Here is a 19,088-nt window from a genome sequence, read left to right as displayed (position 1 = left end):
CAAACTCCGGCAGGAAAAAAAGATATCCTCTCACAGATTTATGACGAGGTCTGTGGCTGATGCGGAAATTCTGAAACACGCTGTTGTTTCAATTAAGTTAAGAAATTGTGATGCGCTGCAGAATTCAACAATCCAGGAGAATTCCTTAGGGTAAATTAACACGATTCTGATATTGACAAATGCTATGACCTGTCAAACTCACCTTGTAAGACGCATATAAAACAGAGTGATTTATCGGGAGGTCGTGATGGCTGACTTTACATTGTCGAAACCGATTTTTGGCGGTAAACAACCAAAAACCTCCACGGCGGGTAATATCGCTTATGCCCTGTTTGTCTTGTTCTGTTTCTGGGCGGGTTCGCAGCTACTCAATATGCTGGTTCATGCACCAGGAGTCTATGAACACCTTATGCAGGTGCAGGATAACGGACGCCCGCGAGTGGAAATTGGCTTTGGCGTAAGCACCCTGTTTGGCCTCATTCCTTTCCTCGCAGGGTGTATGATTTTAGGCGTTGTGGCATTAGTACTGCGTTTTCGCCGTCGCTTTTAAAGCCCCATACAGCGAGCCCGGCGGTCATCCACGCGTTTTGCGAACCAGGCGGTTGTCAGGTTACGCGTGATCTTCGGGCTTTCCAGCTGAATACCCGGCAGGATTGCCCTCGGTAACGTTTTCCCACTTTTCTGTTCTGCAAGCGTAAAGACTTTCTTGTACAGTTCGGTTTTCTCAAACGCCAGACTATCGCCTTTCTCAAGCTGATGGCGAATGTCGCTCTCACTCATGCCAAGCCTGTTCGATAATTTCCGCACCGCCCGCTCCGTGGTGCCAGCCTCGCTGCTGCCGTAGGCAATAAGATCGCCATCCAGTGCCAGCTTCACGCCGCTCGCGCGGCTGACCGCATTCTGAAATGCCGCGTTACGACTGGCATACCAGCCCGCGTTAAAGTCCGCAAAGCGGTACAGCGGCTCACTGTAATTCGCCGGATAGTTCAGCAGATGATAAGTGCCGAACCACAAGCCGCCACGCAGGGAGAAGACCTCCTGACGCACCGTACCGTCGATTTTCCACGGGTAGCCGTCGGTATGCTTTTCCGCAAAGGCAATGCTGACCTGCATCGGCCCGCCGGTGTGTACCGGGTTAAGTGAACCAAACAGTGTCTGCCCCATCGGCACCATGCTGATGAAATCATCAAAGATGGCGCTGAGCTGTTTCTCGGTTTTTACCGTGTCCAGCCGTTCGCTGTAGCTTTTTCCATTTGGCGAGGTGATCTTAAACGCGGTATGCACGAGGAATACCGGGATATGCATCGATTCCGCACGGCGGTCGATCTCTTTCCAGGCTATTTTGTTCAGACCCGGCACGACCGGGTCTGACTGGTACATTGACTCCTGCTGCGCCACCGCCAGTACCGAGCAGATGTTCTCCTCGGTAGGGGCAATCTTCTGGCTTTCAAAGGTTTTTGCCAGCGCATCCGCCCATGCATTGCGATCTTTCACGCTGGCGGGCATTTTTTGCCGCACAACGCTTGCCACATCAACAGGCTTCTCCCCTTCTTTAAGCGGGGCAGCCCCTTTTTCGGCACACCCTACCAGCACCAGAGCGGCCAGTAAGGACAACGGTAACGCACGCGGTACGGCAAAGGTCATAGCAACTCCCTGTATTAGCTAAATGTATTGGTGACTTCCTGCAGTTCCTGGCCGTCCAGCTCACGCTCAAAGCTGCGTAAACGTTTATAGATGGACATCAGTTCCACCAGCGTGGTCCAGGAGCTGATCAGATACTGGAATGAGCCACGCACCTGACCAAAAACGTTTGTTATCTGAGTCATCAGACCGAGCGTAATCGTACCCGCAACGATGGACGGGAACAGCAGGAACAAACCGAAAACGTTATCGACCTGCAGATACAAAATGCGCGCAATATTGAAATACATATAGTGGAAGTAGAGACGGAAATAGTTGCGACGCACGGCACCAAACAGCTCACGTACGGTTGGTGGCGAGGCGCGGTTAGCATCATCTTCACCGTAGACCAGCTCTTTACGATAAGCCGCTTCCACGCGTTGATTTTTAAACTCCAGCCCCGGCAGCTTAATCCCGACCACCGCCAGCAGCCCCGTCCCCATCAGAGACCAGACAATCGCCGCAATCACCAGCCCATACGGCAGATGACCGACAAGAGGCAGATCCGGCACGTGAGCCGAGAGCGTCACCAGCACCGGCAGGAAGGCAATCAGCGTCATGATGGCGTTGATAAAGCTGACGCCCATGTCTTCAAGGGTGGAGGCAAAACGCATGGTGTCTTCCTGCACACGCTGTGCTGCACCTTCGATATGACGCAGGTGTTGCCAGTGCGCCATATAGTGTTCGTTCATCGCGGTACGCCATCGGAAAACGTAGTGGCTGACGAAGAAGTTGTTCATCACCCCGATCACCACCGCAATCAACGCGATACCGAGGAAAATGCCCACCTCATGGTAAAACTGATTAATGGTTACCTTATGCGGCGAACTCAGCGCGGTCTGGATAAGGTCGTAGAACGGGGCATACCAGGCGTTTACTGCCACCCCCACTTCCACCAGGAACCAGGTCACAAAGATAATCAGCGAGGTTCCCAGAATCGACCAGTATTGCCAGCGGTGCGGCGCATAGACAAACCAGAACAGGGCAAACAGGCCAACGCATACCATGTAGTAGGCGTAAAACAGCAAATAGCTAAGCGACCAGAAGCGAGCGGCACTGATCGGGACGTCACCCGTTGCGCCCGTAATGCGGGCCAGCCACGCCCCGCCGCCAGCCTGCCAGAAAATGACAGCGATCAGTGCCCAAATAAATGCCGACAGGAAAAAAGGCCCCGGCTTTGGGAAAAAAGACTTAAACATAATGCATCCTTCTTGTTGTTATGGCTGTTGCTGTGCTCAACACATCACCACACGAAAATCTCGCCTGAGCCAGACGGCGCAGGCAAAAAGGTCAGACCCGAGGGTTAATTATTAGTTCGCTTTCCAGTTTTCGAGAATTGTTTCGGTGCGTTTCACCGCGAGAGGATTGGCCGGCGCAATAAAGTCACGCCAGACGTCGTTGTAATGGTTAATCAGAATGGGCGCGTCGGCTGCCGGACGATTAGCCGTGGTATGGGCATCTTCCGCCACGGTAATGTGATAGCCACGGCTGACCCCGTTCTTGATGGTCGCGTCGACACAGTAATCGGTGGCACAGCCGCAGATGACAAACTCGCGAATACCTTGCTCGCGCAACACCGCTTCAAGTGCGGTGTTATAAAATGCATCGCAGGCGGTCTTGGTGACGTAAAGCGCGTCAGCGGGCTGATGGAGTTCAGGCAGCAGCGCAAACCCTTCGCTCCCCTCTTCCAGACCGCCTTCACCGGTATGCTGAATAAAAATCACCCGTTCGGCGGCCTGCGTGAGCTGATTGATAAGCGAAACACATTTTTCGCGCTGGTAACGCGGCGTTGCAAACACCCCTTGCTGCATATCGACAACCATAACCACACGCTTCACTGACATATCGTTCTCCGCAAGATTGAGTGACACTGGCCTCTATCATACGGCCGATGTCACAAAATGGGAGACTGGTCGCCAGGAAATTATGCTTATTTACCCATGGTTACGTTTTTCTCGCTATCGTTATGCAATTCGGGGCATTGCACCGTGCGCTTTAGTAGTATAAATACCCATTACTTTTCTCATTCAATTCATGGATGCTTTTCGTTGAAACGTTGTCTGCTCTCTTTTGCCGCGCTGTGTGCGGTGAGCTTCTCCACCGCCCAGGCAGCTCAGCCGCTGACGGCCCCCGTTTTGGCTTCAGATATTGCCGATCGCTACGCGAACCTTATCTATTACGGCAGTGGCGCGACCGGGATGGCGATGGTGGTCATCGACGGCAACCAGCGCGTATTTCGCAGCTTTGGCGAAACGCGACCGGGAAATAACGTTCACCCGCAGCTGGATTCCGTGATCCGCATTGCGTCCTTAACCAAGCTGATGACCAGCGAAATGCTGGTGAAATTACTCGATCAGGGCGTGGTCAAGCTCGACGATCCGCTCAGCAAATATGCGCCGCCAGGCGCACGCGTTCCAACCTATCAGGGCACGCCCATCACGCTGGTAAACCTTGCCACCCATACCAGCGCGCTGCCTCGCGAACAACCCGGCGGCGCGGCGCACCGTGACGTTTTTGTCTGGCCAACGCGCGAACAGCGCTGGAACTACCTGAGCACCGCCACGCTGAAATCGGCCCCGGGTTCCCAGGCATCTTACTCAAACCTGGCGTTTGACCTGCTGGCAGATGCGCTCTCGACGGCAGCAGGCAAACCTTACCCGCAGCTCTTTGAAGAGCAGATAACGCGACCGCTCGGCATGAAGGACACCACCTTTACCCCTTCTCCGGATCAGTGCCGACGCCTGATGGTGGCAGAGAAAGGCGCTAGTCCGTGTAATAACACCCTGGCAGCCATCGGCAGTGGCGGGGTCTATTCAACGCCAGGCGACATGATGCGCTGGATGCAGCAGTTCCTCTCATCAGATTTCTATGCGCGCAGTCACCAGGCCGATCGCATGCAGACCCTGATTTACCAGCGTAGCCAGTTGCACCGCGTGATCGGCATGGACGTACCGGGTAAAGCCGACGCGCTGGGCATGGGCTGGGTCTATATGGCACCCAAAAATGGCCGACCGGGCATTATTCAGAAAACCGGTGGCGGCGGTGGATTCATCACCTATATGGCGATGATCCCGCAGTCCAACGTGGGCGCGTTTGTGGTCGTCACCCGCTCTCAAAATACGCGTTTCGTCAATATGAGCGATGGCATCAATAACCTGGTGGCTGAGCTGAGCGCCAATAAAGCCCAGGTGCTCACCGCCTCCATCCAGCCTTAATATTCCGTGGGCAAACGGTTGATACTGACCAGTTTGCCCCGGCTCATATTGATGTAGTTGCCTTGTCGCAAAGCAGCGAGCACTTCGGCAACGACAGAGCGTGAAATACGCGTGCTTTGCTGTATATGATTCATCACACCAATTTTTGAACGCAGCGTTTCATCCCACTCGGCCATATTCAGCAGCATTGCGCGGATCTGGTGATAGGAGTTATTTCCCACCAGTTGCCTGTCGCGTTTGCCCAGAATGTAATTTATCCAGGATAACCAGCAAAACGCGTCTTTCCAGAGCGAATGCTGTTGAATGAGTTGACGGGTGGTCGCCGCGGGCAAATAAAAACCGGTACAGGCCGTTTTGGCAGTGACTCTGTATTCCTGACTGTGGTTAATCACTACGGCAGACAGGCCAAAAATAAAAGGGGCTGACGCAATGCCAACCAGCAGATCGTCTGAATGACGATAAACTTCAATAACGCCGGTCTGGAATACGTAGGTACAAGGCTCACTCCCCTTGCCCGAGGTAATTAATTGCTGTGGAGCAGATTTAAACGGGGTACTGGCTGCTATCAAACATGCTTCGAGCCGGCTTAATTCAGAAAGTGGTTTCGCATTAACGTTCATGCAGACCTCAAGACATCCGTATTTGTCGGTTCACTATTATTTTTTATTGTCATCTATAAAAAAGCGGGGGCTAATCCCCCGCTTTTATTTATTACCAGGTATATTTCACACCCAGATTTGCGCCCCAGTTCTGGTCAACGTCACCGCCGCCCAGATAAGTGGCATCAGTGTAAGCACTGAAGTTCTTCGTAAAGCTAAACTGGGTACCCAGACCAACCCGCACTGCGGAACCTTTCACGCCATTATCAATGCTGTCACCGTTAACATCGGCATCGTTACCAGCGTCGTCATAGACATAAGCGAGTTTGAAGTAAGGCGTAAGTGCCTGGTCACCGCCGTAGTTAAAGGTGTAACCGGCATCCACACCCGCTTCGTAACGCAGGCTGTCATAGGATTGACTATCCATGCGCATGTCGTTGCTGAGGCGATAGTCATCACCGGACTGGAACAGACCCGACACGGCCGCGTATGGCGTCACATAACCAGAGAGGTTTGGTTTCCAGTCATAGCCCAGTTTCAACCCAAAACCAACGGCGTCGGTGGTAGTGTTACCGTCAACATACTGACCATTGCTCATGGTCGCGGAGAGATCGTTGTTGAACCGGGTGTAGCTCAGGGAACTGTCGATGAACAGATCGTTCGCAAACTTCGCGGACGCGTACATCATTGCCGTCTGGCTGTCCTGATCCACCTGACCGGTGCGATCGCTGATATCGCCTTTGGCGAAACCTGCCGCACCCCCGACGATCCACTTCGCATTATTACCGTCAATCAGGGTATCCAGACCAACCATGATACCGCTCACGTCCTGATCGTAGCTGATAACGCCATTATCGCCGTCGAAGTTGCCGCCAACGTAGCTTACCCATGCCCCGCCGTTATCCGCCAGGCCATGACGGCTGTTGGTCAGACGCGCGCTAACTGCATCCTGCTGCAGATTCCAGATGTTGGTGTTGGCAGACGGGATGCTCAGCGCCATGTTGGCATAATCGGTCAGCGCTTGCTGTTGCAGAACAACAGTGTCGCCTTTCTGCTGCGCCTGATAAGTATATGCGCCTAAATCGGCTTTATTTGCAGCAGTGAAGCTGGCGCGGGTCTCCGTGTTGTTGTCATAAACACGGATAATCTCCTGGCCTTTATAGTCAGCAACAGAGCCGGCGCCGGTGGCGTTGTCGATACGCACGGCGTAATTCCCTGCCACGTCACCATTCACGGCCAGATGGCCGTCAGCGTTGAGTGCCACAACGCCGTAGTCGTAATCGGCTTTGCTCATATCGTTGGTGATATAGCGGGCGTTGTTCAGATCGCTGTTCAACACGTAATCACGGCTGGCCACGTTCAGCACGCCGCCATCCGTTAACACCATATTGTGCGTATCCACCTGGCCGAGGCCGAGAGACAGCTCCGCACCGTTGTCCACGGTAATGGTATTGGCATACAGCTCCGCGGTTTCCTCTGTCAGGGCCGCACGGCTGTCGCTGTCCAGATAAAGGCTGTCGGTTGCCACGGCACCCTTGTCACCGATGTTCAGAGATGAAGCGTTGGACAGGGTGATGGAATCAGCCAGCAGGCCCGAGTTTTCAACATTGACCTGCGAATGATTATTCACCGTCAGCGTGTCGATGTTAGAGAGCTTACGGGTATCCCACTCAGAGACGTTATCCAGCGTGACGTTGAACAGACCGCTCTGATAGACCGCTTCACCCGCGACATGTCCATTATTGTCGAACGTGGAATCCGGCCAGATGCTATCTGGAGAGAGGGTGCGCCAGTCAACGTCACTGTAGCCCAGGCCATACATCTGCGCGGTGCCGATGGCCTCAACGCTGGACTGCGCTGCGCCGACCCATTTGCTGCCATTGGTCAGCGTGACGTCCAGCTTATCGGTGTCATCCCAGCCGTTGGTGGTTGGGTTGTATATACCGTCAGCCGTCGTATCGGTTGCCGGATCGCCGTTCGGGTAGAAGTTGTTATCGAAGGTACTGGAAAACAGGATATCGCCGGTGATCGTGGAGTGATCAAACGTGGCGGTGGTCTGCATCGCGTTGTCAGACGCACTGGCAGCAACAATCAGTGCCGCGTCGTCAGCCGCAGTGGCATTGGTTTCACCATAATCGCTCGGCTTCGCGGTTTGACCATAGAACCCACTGGTGCCCAGGTCACTGTATGCGCCAGAGGTCAGCACCGAGTCTTTCACCAGCAGCGTGTCGGTAAAGACATTGCTGCTGTTCGCCACACCTTCCACCCCGTCATACGGGGTATTATCCCGTTCCTGATACCCCTGAGTCAGGGTAATGCCGGCGATGTGAGAGTTATTCTGAATAACAATATCCGATTCCACATCCAGGGTAATTGCATTACCCAGCGCATAGGTGTCCAGATAGTGCGTTTCCGTATTTTCCCCGTTCACAACGTCATACGCATAATGCTCGTAAGTATCATTGATCGTGGAGTTATCGACGGTCAGGCTAAAACGGTCGTATTGAGAATGGGTTGTGCCGTCCGTATCCACGCCATCAGCACATGACGCGGTCATGCATTCTGAAGTGATCATGCCATTAATGGTGCTGTTGGAAATGCTCAGCGCATTCGCCCGACCATTGATACCATCATCCAAATAATAGGTTGATATAACACCATTCACGGTGGATTTATTAATCACCGGATAAATATCACCATCGTGCGTCGCATCAGAGTAATCCCAGTCAGCGTAACCATAATACCAGGGTGCTGCTGCCGTATTATCATATCCGAAGGTATTATATGTCGTACCAGAAATATCCTTCGCATTGGCCTGAGAAGCGATAGCCAGGGTGCAGGCTAATGCAAGTTGTGATACAACCAGTTTCTTTTTCCATGTTTGCATTGGGTCATCCCTCCTCAGGGACGTAAGCAAGTTTGTCCATCTAACGATTTTGCAATACTTAATTGCGGAGGGAATTATGCATTTTCAATCTGAAAAGGTTCAATGAATCATTCCATTAAGTCCGCATTCAGACAAACAACATGAAAATAATGCAGCGGCGATACAATGCCATCAATAATCATTATAAAACAGGCAGTTAAAACACCCTCTTATAAAGATAAAAAATATAATAAAAATAAATAGATCATTTTCAATGATATATTTACTTCATCATAGAAATAAAACCAATATTTCGTGAACAATTAACGCCAGTGGAAAGGCATATATTATTGATCGCGTGACGCGTTGGCATCGGGATTTCCCCCTCGACAAAATGCCCACTTTGGTAAAACACCTTCTTTCACTTTGAGGTACACTAACCCTCTTTGTTCCACAAACCTCAGGCATACCATGACCGATTTAATTGCTCGTCCCCGTCGCCTGCGCAAGTCACCCGCACTACGCGCTATGTTTGAAGAGACAACACTGACCTTAAACGATCTGGTGTTGCCGATTTTTGTCGAAGAAGAGATTGACGACTACAAGGCCATCGAAGCCATGCCTGGCGTGATGCGCATTCCTGAAAAACATCTGGCGCGTGAAATTGAACGTATCGCCAATGCAGGGATCCGCTCGGTGATGACCTTCGGCATCTCCCATCATACCGACGCCACCGGCAGCGATGCCTGGAAAGAGGACGGTCTGGTCGCCCGTATGTCGCGCATTTGCAAAGAGACCGTGCCGGAAATGGTCGTGATGTCCGACACCTGTTTCTGCGAATACACCTCTCACGGCCACTGCGGCGTGCTGTGCGATCACGGTGTGGATAACGATGCTACCCTGCTGAATCTTGGTAAGCAGGCGGTGGTTGCTGCCGCTGCGGGTGCTGATTTCATCGCGCCATCGGCTGCGATGGACGGGCAGGTGCAGGCTATCCGCCAGGCGCTGGATGCTGCCGGTTTTACCGACACGGCCATCATGTCCTACTCCACCAAATTTGCCTCCTCTTTCTACGGCCCGTTCCGTGAAGCAGCCGGTACGGCGCTGAAAGGCGATCGTAAAACGTATCAGATGAACCCGCTCAACCGTCGGGAAGCTATCCGTGAATCCCTGCTCGATGAAGCCCAGGGCGCAGACGCCCTGATGGTGAAACCGGCGGGAGCCTATCTCGACATCCTGCGTGATATTCGCGAACGCACCTCGCTGCCGCTGGGCGCGTACCAGGTCAGCGGCGAATATGCGATGATCAAATTCGCCGCCATGGCGGGTGCGATCGATGAAGAGAAAGTGATCCTGGAAAGCCTGGGTGCGATCAAACGCGCGGGTGCGGATCTGATCTTCAGCTACTTTGCGCTGGATCTGGCTGAGAAGAAAATTCTGCGCTAAGGCGCAACGGTGCCGGGGGGCGCTTTCGCCTGACCCGGCCTGCTCTCCCTGCCTCACGAAACTTCACCAAACTGCAATACAACCGACATCTCCCCCTTCTACTGTCATCGCAAGACGGCAGGAGGAGTGATCATGTTTAGTCTCGATAGCGTTCTCGATGACCTTTGGCCTCAGGCGAGGCCGGCACCCTGGCAAAAAAGTCTGTTAAAAAGGCTGTTTTACGAAGAAGAATTCCAGCAATTTGCCGCAGCACACCGCCACCTGAAAGGACTGGATATGGTGGAGCAAGTTCTGGAGCACCTTGATATTCTCTGCACCGTTTCCGCCCGCGATCTCGAACAAATCCCCGAACATGGCCCTCTGGTTATCATTGCCAACCACCCGACAGGTACTCTGGACGGGCTGGCGCTGATGTACGCCGTCTCACGCGTACGACGCGATGTCAAAGTCGTGACCAACCGGATGCTGACCCACCTGGAGCCGCTAAGCTCGCTGTTTATCCCGGTCGATAATATGGGCGGCAGAACGGCAAAAACGTCGCTGGTACAGATGGAACAACATCTGCAAAACGCGGGCGTGCTGATCTTCTTCCCGGCGGGTGAAGTTTCCCGGCCGACGCGAAAAGGCATTCGCGATAAAAAATGGCACTCGGGATTTATCAAACTCGCCACCAAACTGCGCGCCCCGCTGCTGCCGGTACATATTCAGGCGCACAACAGCCTCCTCTTTTATGCCAGCACGCTGGTGTCGCCGACGTTATCCATGCTGCTGCTGATGCAGCAGATGTTCCGCCGTCGCCATAGCCAGCTGCCGATTACAATCGGTCAGCAGATTGCCTGGAGTGACTGGTATAGCGCCACCCTTTCGTCGCGTGAGATGGCCGAAAAGTGCCGTCAGCACGTGATACGTCTTGGCAAGGGAGTGCCTGGCGTCTTTAAAACCCAGTGCGCCATTGCCCGTCCGGAAGACCGGGCTACGCTAAAACGCGAGCTGGCGCAGGCTGAATGTCTGGGCAAAACCGGCGATGGAAAATCCATCTATCTCTGGCAGCGTAACGGCCAGGAAGAGGCGCCACTGCTACGCGAACTGGGCCGCCTGCGTGAAATTGCTTTTCGCGCGGTGGAAGAAGGGAGCGGTAAACGCCGGGACACTGACAGCTACGATGATGATTATCTGCATCTGATCTTATGGGACGATGAGGATCTGGAGATTGTCGGCGCGTATCGCTTTATGCCCACCGCCAGACAAGTGGAGCGTCGGGGGCCGGAAGGACTGTACAGCTACAGCCTGTTCCACTACGACGACAAAATGCAGGATGTGCTGGAGCACGGCATTGAGCTCGGGCGCAGCTTTATTCAGCCGCGCTACTGGGGACGCCGCGGTCTGGACTATCTGTGGTCAGGCATTGGTGCCTATCTGGCGCGTTACCCCCACTACCGCTATCTGTTTGGTCCGGTCTCGATATCCGGCGGCTTACCGCCTGCCGCGCGGGATCTGCTGGTGGCGTTTTACCGCCTCTGGTTCCCGGCAAGCCATCCGCTCGCGGCGTCACGCCAGCCCTACCCGGCATCGCTTCCGGACGTGCTGGCGCAGTTTGGCGGCGTGGATTATGTCGACGATCTGACGAAGCTAAAATCCCTGCTCGGCAATCTGGGCTGCGGCATTCCGCCGCTCTACAAGCAGTATTCCGAGCTGTGCGAACCGGGTGGCGTACAGTTTATTGATTTCGGGAGCGACCCGGCATTCAACAACTGCGTTGATGGCCTGGTGCTGGTGGATTTGTGTTATCTGAAGGCGAACCGCTATCAGCGCTATATTGAGGTGCATTTGTAACCCTGCTTTCCCCTCTCCCGTCGGGAGAGGGTCAGGTGAAGCCATCAGCCCGCACGGTAAAACGGTTTATCCCCTAAAATCGTCGCCCGCTGCATAATCCGACGCTGCGGCAGATAATCCGCGTTCGCATAGTGTTGCGTCACGCGATTGTCCCAGATCGCCAGATCGTTCTCCTGCCAGCGCCAGCGCACCTGAAATTCCGGCCTGGTGATATGGGCAAACAGGAAGCTTAACAGCGCATCGCTCTCTTTTTCCGTCACGTCTACGATCCGCGTCGTAAAGCCTTCGTTCACAAATAACGCCTGCTTACCGGTCACCGGGTGCGTACGCACTACCGGATGCAGCAGCGGCGGATGTTTCGCGACCGCGTCCTGCCAGCGCAGATGTTCCTCTTCGCTTTTCCGGTACTTGTACTCCTGGAAGGATTTTTTGAAGTCATGTTCGGCCCGCAACCCGCTCAGCAGCGTCCGGAACGGCACGGACAGCGCCTCGAAGGCGGCGATACCGCTGGCCCACAGCGTATCTCCACCGGTGTCCGGCAACAGCTTCGCCGCCAGTATCGCCCCGGCAGGTGGCGTTTCGATAAACGTCACGTCGGTGTGCCAGTTGTCGTTGTCCGGCGGATTATCGTTATGGGTATCCAGCACGATGATCTCCTCCACACCTTCCGCATGGGGATAGACCGGGTGAATATGCAGATCGCCGAAGCACAGGGCCAGCGCACGCTGCTGCTGCGGGGTGATCGCCTGTTCGCGCAGGAACACCACCTGATGGCGCAGCACCGCGTGGTACAACTGCTCGAACTGGTTATCGCTCAGTGGACGGGTCACGTCCAGGCCGGAGACCTGCGCACCAATATATGGCCCCAGCGGTGTGATGGTCAGACGTTCACTCATTGTATTTCTCCATGCCAGGGCGTCAGACGTCGCTGTAGCGCGCGCAACCCCAGTTCTAATCCAAAGGCGATCACGGCGATCACCGCGATCCCTGCCAGCACGACGTCAGTCGCCAGAAACTCTCCCGCCGACTGCACCATAAACCCTAATCCGCGCGTGGCGGCGATCAGCTCAGCCGCCACCAGCGTTGACCAGCCCACCCCGAGGCCAATGCGCAACCCGGTTAAAATCTCCGGCAGCGCGCCCGGTAAAATCACAAACAGCAGCACCTGAAGACGGCTGGCACCCAGCGACTGCGCCGCGCGGATACGCACCTGCTGTGCACTCTTCACCCCAGCCAATGCCGACATAGCAACCGGGGCAAAAATCGCCAGATAAATCAGCAAGATTTTCGAGGTTTCCCCGATGCCAAACCAGATAACCATCAGCGGCAGATAGGCCAGCGGTGGGACCGGACGGTATAGCTCAATCAGCGGATCGAGAATGCCGCGCACCGTCGGGCTCAGCCCCATCGCGATACCCACCGGGATGCCAATCACTACCGCCGCCAGCAGCGCCACCAGAATACGCGCCAGACTGGCACCTAAATGCTGCCAGAGCGTGGCATCCATAAAACCCTGCGGCCCGGCGATGGTGATGAGTTTCGCCAGCACCTGTCCCGGTGGCGGAAGGAACAACGGGCTAACCCACTGTTGCGCTGCCACCGCCCACCAGACCGCGAGCAATACCAGCAACGTGCCCGCACTCAGCGTGATCTGGCGAGAGAACGGCCAGCGTAACGCGAGACGAGGGCGGCGCGTTTTTTCACTGAAGACAATGCTCATGAGAATGCCTCCCGTTGTTCAAATACGCGGCTTAAAACATATTCGCGCTGTTCAATAAACAGCGGATCGGATTTGATACTGCGGACCGGTTCACCGGCCACATAGCGACGGGCAAAGCTGAGCGGCAACCGCTCCAGCACACGACCCGGCCCCGGCGAAAGCAACACCAGTTCGGTCGCCATAAACACCGCCTCTTCGATATCGTGGGTAATCAGCAGTACCTGCTTGCCCGTTTCGTGCCACAGGCGCAAAAGCAGCGTTTGCATCTGCTCACGGGTAAAGGCGTCCAGCGCACCAAACGGCTCATCCAGCAGCAACAGCTGTGGGTTTGCCGCCAGCGCGCGGGCAATCCCGACCCGTTGACGCTGGCCACCGGAAAGCTGCCAGATAAAACGTTTTTCAGCGCCCTCCAGCCCCACCTTTTTTAGCATCTCACGCGCGGTCGCCAGCCGTTGCTCACGGTGAATCCCCGCAAGCTGCAGGCCGAAGGCGACGTTTTCCTGCACGTTGCGCCACGGAAGCAGCCCTTCACTCTGAAAGACCACGCCGCGCTCTGCACCCGGACCCTCGACCCGTTTCCCTTCCAGCTGGATGGTGCCATGCTGATACGGTACAAACCCGGCGATCAGATTCAGCAGCGTGGTTTTGCCGCACCCGGACGGACCCAGCACGACCAGCAATTCACCGCTGTCCAGCGTCAGGTTGATCTCCTCCAGCACGGGTTTACCGCCGTAATCAGCAGACAGATTTGTAATATTCAGCATCGCTTCCCCCTTATTTCACAAAGCGATCGGTCACGTACTGGCTGTAATCTGTCGCCACCGCAGGCACTTTGCCCTGCTCTTTCAGAAACGTAGCGGTATCGACAATCGCTTTATTGACCGGCCCATTGAGCTGCTGGACCTGTTGTGCAGGCGTGAGATAGGTATTGCCTTTCACCAGCCCCGGCACGTCCGCTTCCGGAACGCCGCTCAGGCGCGACAGTTTTTCCAGATTGCCCGTCTCTTTCAGCCACGCATCGGGGTTGCTGAGATAAGGCTGTTGGGCGTCAATGGCGCTTTTAGCAAACGCCTTCACCACGTCAGGGTGTTTCTCCGCGAAGTCTTTACGCACGACCCACACGTCAAGCGTCGGCGCCCCCCACTGCCCCACCTGTTCGGAATCGGTCAGCACGGTGCCGTCTTTTTCCAGCTCATTCACGGCAGGTGCCCAGACGTAAGCGCCGTCGATATCCCCACGCTGCCAGGCGGCAATAATTGCGGGTGGCTGCAGGTTGATGATCTGCACCTGGCCCGGCTTGATGCCCCAGTGTTTGAGTGCCGCCAGCAGGCTGTAATGGGTGGTGGAGATAAACGGCACGGCGATGCGCTTGCCAATCAGATCTTCCGGCCGGGTGATGTTTTTCTTCACGACCAGGGCTTCAGAGTTCCCGAGCTGTGACGCCAGCAGGAAAACCTCAACAGGCACCTGCTGGCTGGCAGCTACCGCCAGCGGACTGGAACCGATATTGCCAATCTGCACATCGCCGGACGCTAATGCGCGCACGACGGCCGCCCCGCTGTCGAATTTACGCCAGTCCACCTTCGCGCCGCTTTCTTTGGCGAAGGTGTTATCCGCCTGCGCAACTTTTGCCGGTTCCGCAGAGGTTTGATACGCGACGGTAACGTCTACCGCCTGTGCCTGAAATGCCCACAGCGCCAGCGCGCCGAGAAGTGTAATTCGCGATGAAATTGCCATTGTGACTGCTCCCCTTGTTGTTATGAGGGCAGTATTTCCGGCGCAGGAATTTTGATAAAGGAATAAAAAAGAATCGTTAATTCCGATTCGTTTTTAGAAAAAAAGTGGCAAAGGATAGTGAATTTTGTGGGGTTTATTCTGGCTCCCTCTCCCGACGGGAGAGGGATGAGGTGAATGCATCAGACGACACACGGCATCAGCGCTGCGCCTTTAGCTCCGCAATGTCTTTCGGCGTGGTCCGGCAACATCCTCCAATCAACTTCGCCCCGGCCGCCAGCCACTGGGGTAAATAGCCCGCCAGCGTTTCGCAGGCTTCGCCATGGTGATGCCAGGTTTTGGTCACGGCGTCATAATGCTCCCCCGAATTCGGGTAGACCACCAGCGGCAGTGCGGTGAGGCTGTGAAGATGTTTCAGTGCCGCGGTGGTATTTTCCAGCGCGATACAGTTGATCCCCAGCGCCACAATTTGCGGATAGCGTTCCAGCGCAGAAATCACCTCGCGCAGCGGCGTGCCGTCGCTGAGGTGCTCGCTGTCACGCAGGGTAAACGAGAACCATCCCCGGGCCCGGGGATACTCGGCCAGAAGCGCCGCCAGCGCCTTGATTTCAGCAAAGGATGGCAGCGTTTCGCAGGCCAGCAGATCTGCCCCGGCATCCAGCAGCGCTTCCACGCGCGGGCGATGGAAATCGGTAAACGCTTCTGCGCTTCGCACGTAGTCACCGCGATACTCAGAACCATCCGCCAGGTATGCACCATACGGCCCAACCGATCCCGCGACCAGCAGCGTGCCTGCATGAGGGTTTTCCGCGAGATACGCTTCGCGCGCCTTACGCGCCAGCTCCACGCTTTTGCCAATCAGCGCGCGGGATTGCGCCTCATCCAGGCCTCGTGCGGCAAACCCCGCAGGCGTGGCCTGATAGCTGGCGGTGATCGCCACCTGCGCCCCCGCCCGGTAGTAGTCCAGATGAACGTCGCGGATAAGATCCGGGTTTTCAACCAGCACTTTGGCAGACCACAGGCTGTCTGCAAGATTACAACCGCGCGCTTCCAGTTCCGTCGCCATCGCGCCATCCAGCACCACAAATGGCTGTTTTTCAAGGATGGCGGTAAGCGGATTATTCTGCGACATGTTCAGGCTCCTGCGATGACATGTTTCGGGTCAGGTAGTAGGCACCATAACACAGGGCAACAAACGGAAGCCCGCAATAAAGGGCAATACGCTGACTCGGGTCAAACGCCAGACCAACACAGGCCACCACGCAGAGGATAAAGCCGAGCACCGGCACCAGCGGATACCACGGCGCGCGATACTGCAGAGCGGAAAGCGGCTGACCAGACTGAAGATGGCGACGACGGAAGACAAAATGCGACGCGCAGATGCTGATCCAGACCGCCACCACAGCAAAGCCTGAGATGGCGGACAGTGCGACAAACACCGTGTCCGGTGCCACCACGCTTGAGAACAGCGCCAGTACGCCGCCAAGCATTGAAACAGAAATCGCCGTCATGGGTACGCCGTTTTTATTAACGCGCGCAAAGCAACGCGGCAGCGTTTTTTCATTCGAGAGCGACCAGAGCATGCGGCCAGAAGCGTACAGGCCCGAGTTCGCCGCCGACAGGATGGCCGTCAGGATCACGAAGTTAAAAATATCAGCCGCGTACGGAATACCGACCTTTTCGAACACCAGTACAAACGGACTTTTTTCCACGCCCGCCTGATGCATCGGGATCAGCGCGGCCAGCACAAACACGGTACCAATAAAGAAGATGATCAGCCGGGCAATGGTGGTACGAATGGCAACCGGAATCACCTTGTGCGGGTTTTCCGTCTCACCCGCCGCGATACCGATAAGCTCTGTCCCGGAGAAGGCGAAGTTCACCGCGACCATGGTCATCAGGATGGGCAGGCCGCCGTGCGGGAACCAGCCTTCGGCGGTAAGGTTGGTTAAGCCCGGCGCGGGAGAACCGTCCTGCATCGGGATAAAGCCAAACACCGCAGCGCCGCCAAGAATAATAAAGGCAATAATGGTGATGACTTTCACCAGCGAGAACCAGAACTCGCCTTCGGCAAAGAAGCGCGTGGAGATGACGTTAAGGCCGAAGATCACCACGCAGAACACCACGCACCACGTCCAGACGGGCACCTGCGGGAACCAGTACTGCATACAGAACCCGGCGGCGGTAAAGCTCGACCCGAGCGCCACCGTCCAGGTAAGCCAGTAAAGCCACGCCACGGTATAGCCTGTAGCCGGGCCAAGATAGCGGGCGGCATAGACGTGAAACGCGCCGGTTTCCGGCATCGCAACGGAAAGTTCGCCCAGACACTGCATCACCAGCCAGACCACCAGCGCGCCAATCAGGTACGCCAGCAGCGTTCCCGCGGCCCCGGTCGTTGAAATGATATAACCAGTATTGAAGAATAGCCCTGTCCCAATGACCCCACCCAGCGAGAGCATAATCAGGTGGCGTGTTTTCATGGTGCGCTTAAGCTGCCCATTTTCTTGTTGTGTTTGCATATTACCTTCTATACGTATGGACATCTAAACATCCAAAGAAGGTGTGTTATACCGCGATTGTTAAGAAAAAGCTAGACGACCAGACGTAATCGAGCGCGCCGCGCGCTGAGTCTGGGGTGGGTTGTGAGGATCACATACAGGAACGGACGCCAGGCCATAAGCACCTCCGCAAGCAGATACTTACAGCATGGCGCGGACCCTGGCGTTCTTCGGTCAGTCGAAAGTGGTATCCGTAAGGAGCGGGTTCATACGCGGGATTTTACAGCGGCGCAATTCTTGGTAAATCCCTCAATCAGTTCTATAGTCGACACAGTTTCATCGTTACAGGATCAACTGATGCGCTTTAACGGACTGACCAAAGGTTTCTTTATCTTCATACTCGCCCTTGTCACCTGGGCTTTCTTCGACGTGCTCTCCCCCTACTTCTCCGCGATTTTATGGGCCGCCATTCTTACCGTTATCTTTAACCCGGTAAAAAACAAGCTGCGCGCGGCGATGGGCGATCGCAACGGACTGGCTTCGCTGTTAACCATCGGCATTATCTGCCTCATCGTCTTTATCCCGTTGATGGTGATCTTTTCATCGCTCGCCATTGAACTGAACGTGGTATACACCAAGCTGCAAGCGAACAATACCCAATTCCCGGAAGTGGTGGCGAGCATCTTTAACCACCTGCCAGGCTGGGCCAGCGGCTTCCTTGCGGATCACAATCTGACGAACGCGGCGCAAATCCAGAAAAAACTCTCCGATGTAGCACTGCAGGGCGGACAGTATCTGGCCGGCAGCGCGTTTCTGATTGGTAAAGGGACGTTTGGCTTTGCGATCAGCTTTGGCATCATGCTTTATCTGCTGTTCTTCCTGCTAAAAGATGGCCCGTATCTGGTACGCCAGATCCTTGATTCGCTTCCTCTGTCTGATTTTGCCAAACAGCATCTGTTCGCCAAATTCGTCGGCGTCTCGCGGGCAACGGTAAAAGGTACGGCGGTAGTGGCGGTGGTTCAGGGCACGCTCGGCGGGATTGCATTTGCCATCGCTGGTATTGACGGTAGCGTACTCTGGGGCGCGCTGATGGCGTTCCTTTCGCTGGTTCCGGCCGTCGGCTCGGCCATTGTCTGGGTGCCGGCCGCCATCTTCCTGTTCGCCACGCATCAGCTCTGGCAGGGTCTCTTTATCGTTGGCTTCTTCGTCATCATTGTCGGGCTGGTGGACAATATCCTGCGTCCATTGCTGGTGGGGAAAGACACCAAAATGCCGGACTACCTGATCCTCATCTCAACCCTTGGCGGGATGGAGCTGTACGGCATTAATGGCTTTGTGATTGGGCCGCTGATCGCCGCGCTGTTCATCGCCTGCTGGAACCTGTTCTCCGGTCGCGATCACGCGGGTAACGCCGAAGAGCTGGATGCGGATTTCATCGAGGAAGGAAAAAACCCTCCAGATTTGTGATGATATGACGATAAAGACCACACCAGGCGG

At 55.3% G+C, this 19,088-nt stretch carries 16 protein-coding genes; 5 read left to right on the top strand and 11 right to left on the bottom strand.

All coding sequences use genetic code 11. The features are described 5' to 3' along the window. The first annotated feature begins 247 nt into the window (after positions 1 to 247). Complete coding sequence (locus tag ACMGG3_RS00475; protein ID WP_020885246.1) at positions 248 to 550, top strand: DUF2755 family protein; 303 nt, start codon at positions 248 to 250, stop codon at positions 548 to 550. Here the strand turns inward: ACMGG3_RS00475 and ACMGG3_RS00470 are convergent. From ACMGG3_RS00470 to ACMGG3_RS00460, 3 genes are all read right to left on the bottom strand, one after another. Further along, entirely contained in the window at positions 547 to 1,644 is a 1,098-nt protein-coding gene (locus ACMGG3_RS00470; RefSeq protein WP_044857022.1) for a DUF1615 domain-containing protein, read from the bottom strand. The two genes, ACMGG3_RS00475 and ACMGG3_RS00470, sit on opposite strands and share 4 nt — an antisense overlap. A gap of 14 nt (positions 1,645 to 1,658) precedes the next feature. Then, the gene (sbmA, locus tag ACMGG3_RS00465; protein ID WP_014168811.1) at positions 1,659 to 2,879 is read right to left on the bottom strand and encodes a peptide antibiotic transporter SbmA; all 1,221 of its coding nucleotides are present in this window, start codon (positions 2,877 to 2,879) and stop codon (positions 1,659 to 1,661) included. Between the two features lie 111 nt (positions 2,880 to 2,990). Beyond that, positions 2,991 to 3,524, bottom strand: coding sequence for an isochorismatase family protein (locus ACMGG3_RS00460; protein ID WP_025205011.1), 534 nt, complete (start codon positions 3,522 to 3,524; stop codon positions 2,991 to 2,993). Between the two features lie 204 nt (positions 3,525 to 3,728). On the opposite strand from ACMGG3_RS00460, the gene ampH reads away from it, so the two are divergent. Further along, complete coding sequence (ampH, locus tag ACMGG3_RS00455; RefSeq protein WP_414149490.1) at positions 3,729 to 4,895, top strand: D-alanyl-D-alanine-carboxypeptidase/endopeptidase AmpH; 1,167 nt, start codon at positions 3,729 to 3,731, stop codon at positions 4,893 to 4,895. Here the strand turns inward: ampH and ACMGG3_RS00450 are convergent. Both ACMGG3_RS00450 and ACMGG3_RS00445 read right to left on the bottom strand, forming a co-directional pair. Further along, a complete protein-coding gene (locus ACMGG3_RS00450) occupies positions 4,892 to 5,515 on the bottom strand; it encodes a helix-turn-helix domain-containing protein (protein WP_014168808.1) in 624 nt (207 codons plus the stop codon). The two genes, ampH and ACMGG3_RS00450, sit on opposite strands and share 4 nt — an antisense overlap. A gap of 91 nt (positions 5,516 to 5,606) precedes the next feature. After that, positions 5,607 to 8,381 (bottom strand): autotransporter outer membrane beta-barrel domain-containing protein, encoded by a 2,775-nt coding sequence (locus ACMGG3_RS00445; RefSeq protein ID WP_078774973.1) that lies wholly within the window; start codon positions 8,379 to 8,381, stop codon positions 5,607 to 5,609. A 450-nt stretch (positions 8,382 to 8,831) separates the two neighbouring features. On the opposite strand from ACMGG3_RS00445, the gene hemB reads away from it, so the two are divergent. Next, entirely contained in the window at positions 8,832 to 9,806 is a 975-nt protein-coding gene (gene hemB / locus ACMGG3_RS00440; RefSeq protein ID WP_020885251.1) for a porphobilinogen synthase, read from the top strand. 132 nt (positions 9,807 to 9,938) lie between these two features. Continuing rightward, positions 9,939 to 11,639: a lysophospholipid acyltransferase family protein gene (locus tag ACMGG3_RS00435; RefSeq protein WP_134178844.1), complete on the top strand. Its 1,701-nt coding sequence runs from the start codon at positions 9,939 to 9,941 to the stop codon at positions 11,637 to 11,639. Positions 11,640 to 11,683: 44 nt separating this feature from the next. On the opposite strand, the gene tauD is transcribed toward ACMGG3_RS00435, so the two are convergent. The 6 genes from tauD to mmuP all read right to left on the bottom strand — a co-directional run bounded on the left by tauD (position 11,684) and on the right by mmuP (position 17,612). Then, positions 11,684 to 12,535: a taurine dioxygenase gene (gene tauD, locus ACMGG3_RS00430; protein WP_414149489.1), complete on the bottom strand. Its 852-nt coding sequence runs from the start codon at positions 12,533 to 12,535 to the stop codon at positions 11,684 to 11,686. Further along, positions 12,532 to 13,359, bottom strand: coding sequence for a taurine ABC transporter permease TauC (gene tauC / locus ACMGG3_RS00425; protein WP_014168802.1), 828 nt, complete (start codon positions 13,357 to 13,359; stop codon positions 12,532 to 12,534). The genes tauD and tauC overlap by 4 nt, the downstream gene beginning before the upstream one ends. Continuing rightward, positions 13,356 to 14,123: a taurine ABC transporter ATP-binding subunit gene (tauB, locus tag ACMGG3_RS00420; protein ID WP_032677492.1), complete on the bottom strand. Its 768-nt coding sequence runs from the start codon at positions 14,121 to 14,123 to the stop codon at positions 13,356 to 13,358. The genes tauC and tauB overlap by 4 nt, the downstream gene beginning before the upstream one ends. Positions 14,124 to 14,133: 10 nt before the next feature. Then, positions 14,134 to 15,096, bottom strand: coding sequence for a taurine ABC transporter substrate-binding protein (gene tauA / locus ACMGG3_RS00415; RefSeq protein ID WP_014168800.1), 963 nt, complete (start codon positions 15,094 to 15,096; stop codon positions 14,134 to 14,136). A 196-nt stretch (positions 15,097 to 15,292) separates the two neighbouring features. Continuing rightward, positions 15,293 to 16,225 (bottom strand): homocysteine S-methyltransferase, encoded by a 933-nt coding sequence (gene mmuM / locus ACMGG3_RS00410; RefSeq protein WP_050737469.1) that lies wholly within the window; start codon positions 16,223 to 16,225, stop codon positions 15,293 to 15,295. Beyond that, entirely contained in the window at positions 16,212 to 17,612 is a 1,401-nt protein-coding gene (gene mmuP, locus ACMGG3_RS00405) for an S-methylmethionine permease (protein WP_414149488.1), read from the bottom strand. Before mmuP ends, mmuM begins: the two co-directional genes overlap by 14 nt. Positions 17,613 to 17,948: 336 nt before the next feature. Between mmuP and ACMGG3_RS00400 the strand changes: the two genes are divergently transcribed. After that, entirely contained in the window at positions 17,949 to 19,058 is a 1,110-nt protein-coding gene (locus ACMGG3_RS00400; RefSeq protein ID WP_020885256.1) for an AI-2E family transporter, read from the top strand. Positions 19,059 to 19,088: the final 30 nt, after the last annotated feature.

It is taken from the genome of Enterobacter sp. BNK-18 (assembly GCF_047456135.1).
Lineage (GTDB): Bacteria > Pseudomonadota > Gammaproteobacteria > Enterobacterales > Enterobacteriaceae > Enterobacter > Enterobacter ludwigii.
Note: the sequence above shows the minus strand (reverse complement) of the source record. Positions and strands in the feature narration are given on the sequence as shown.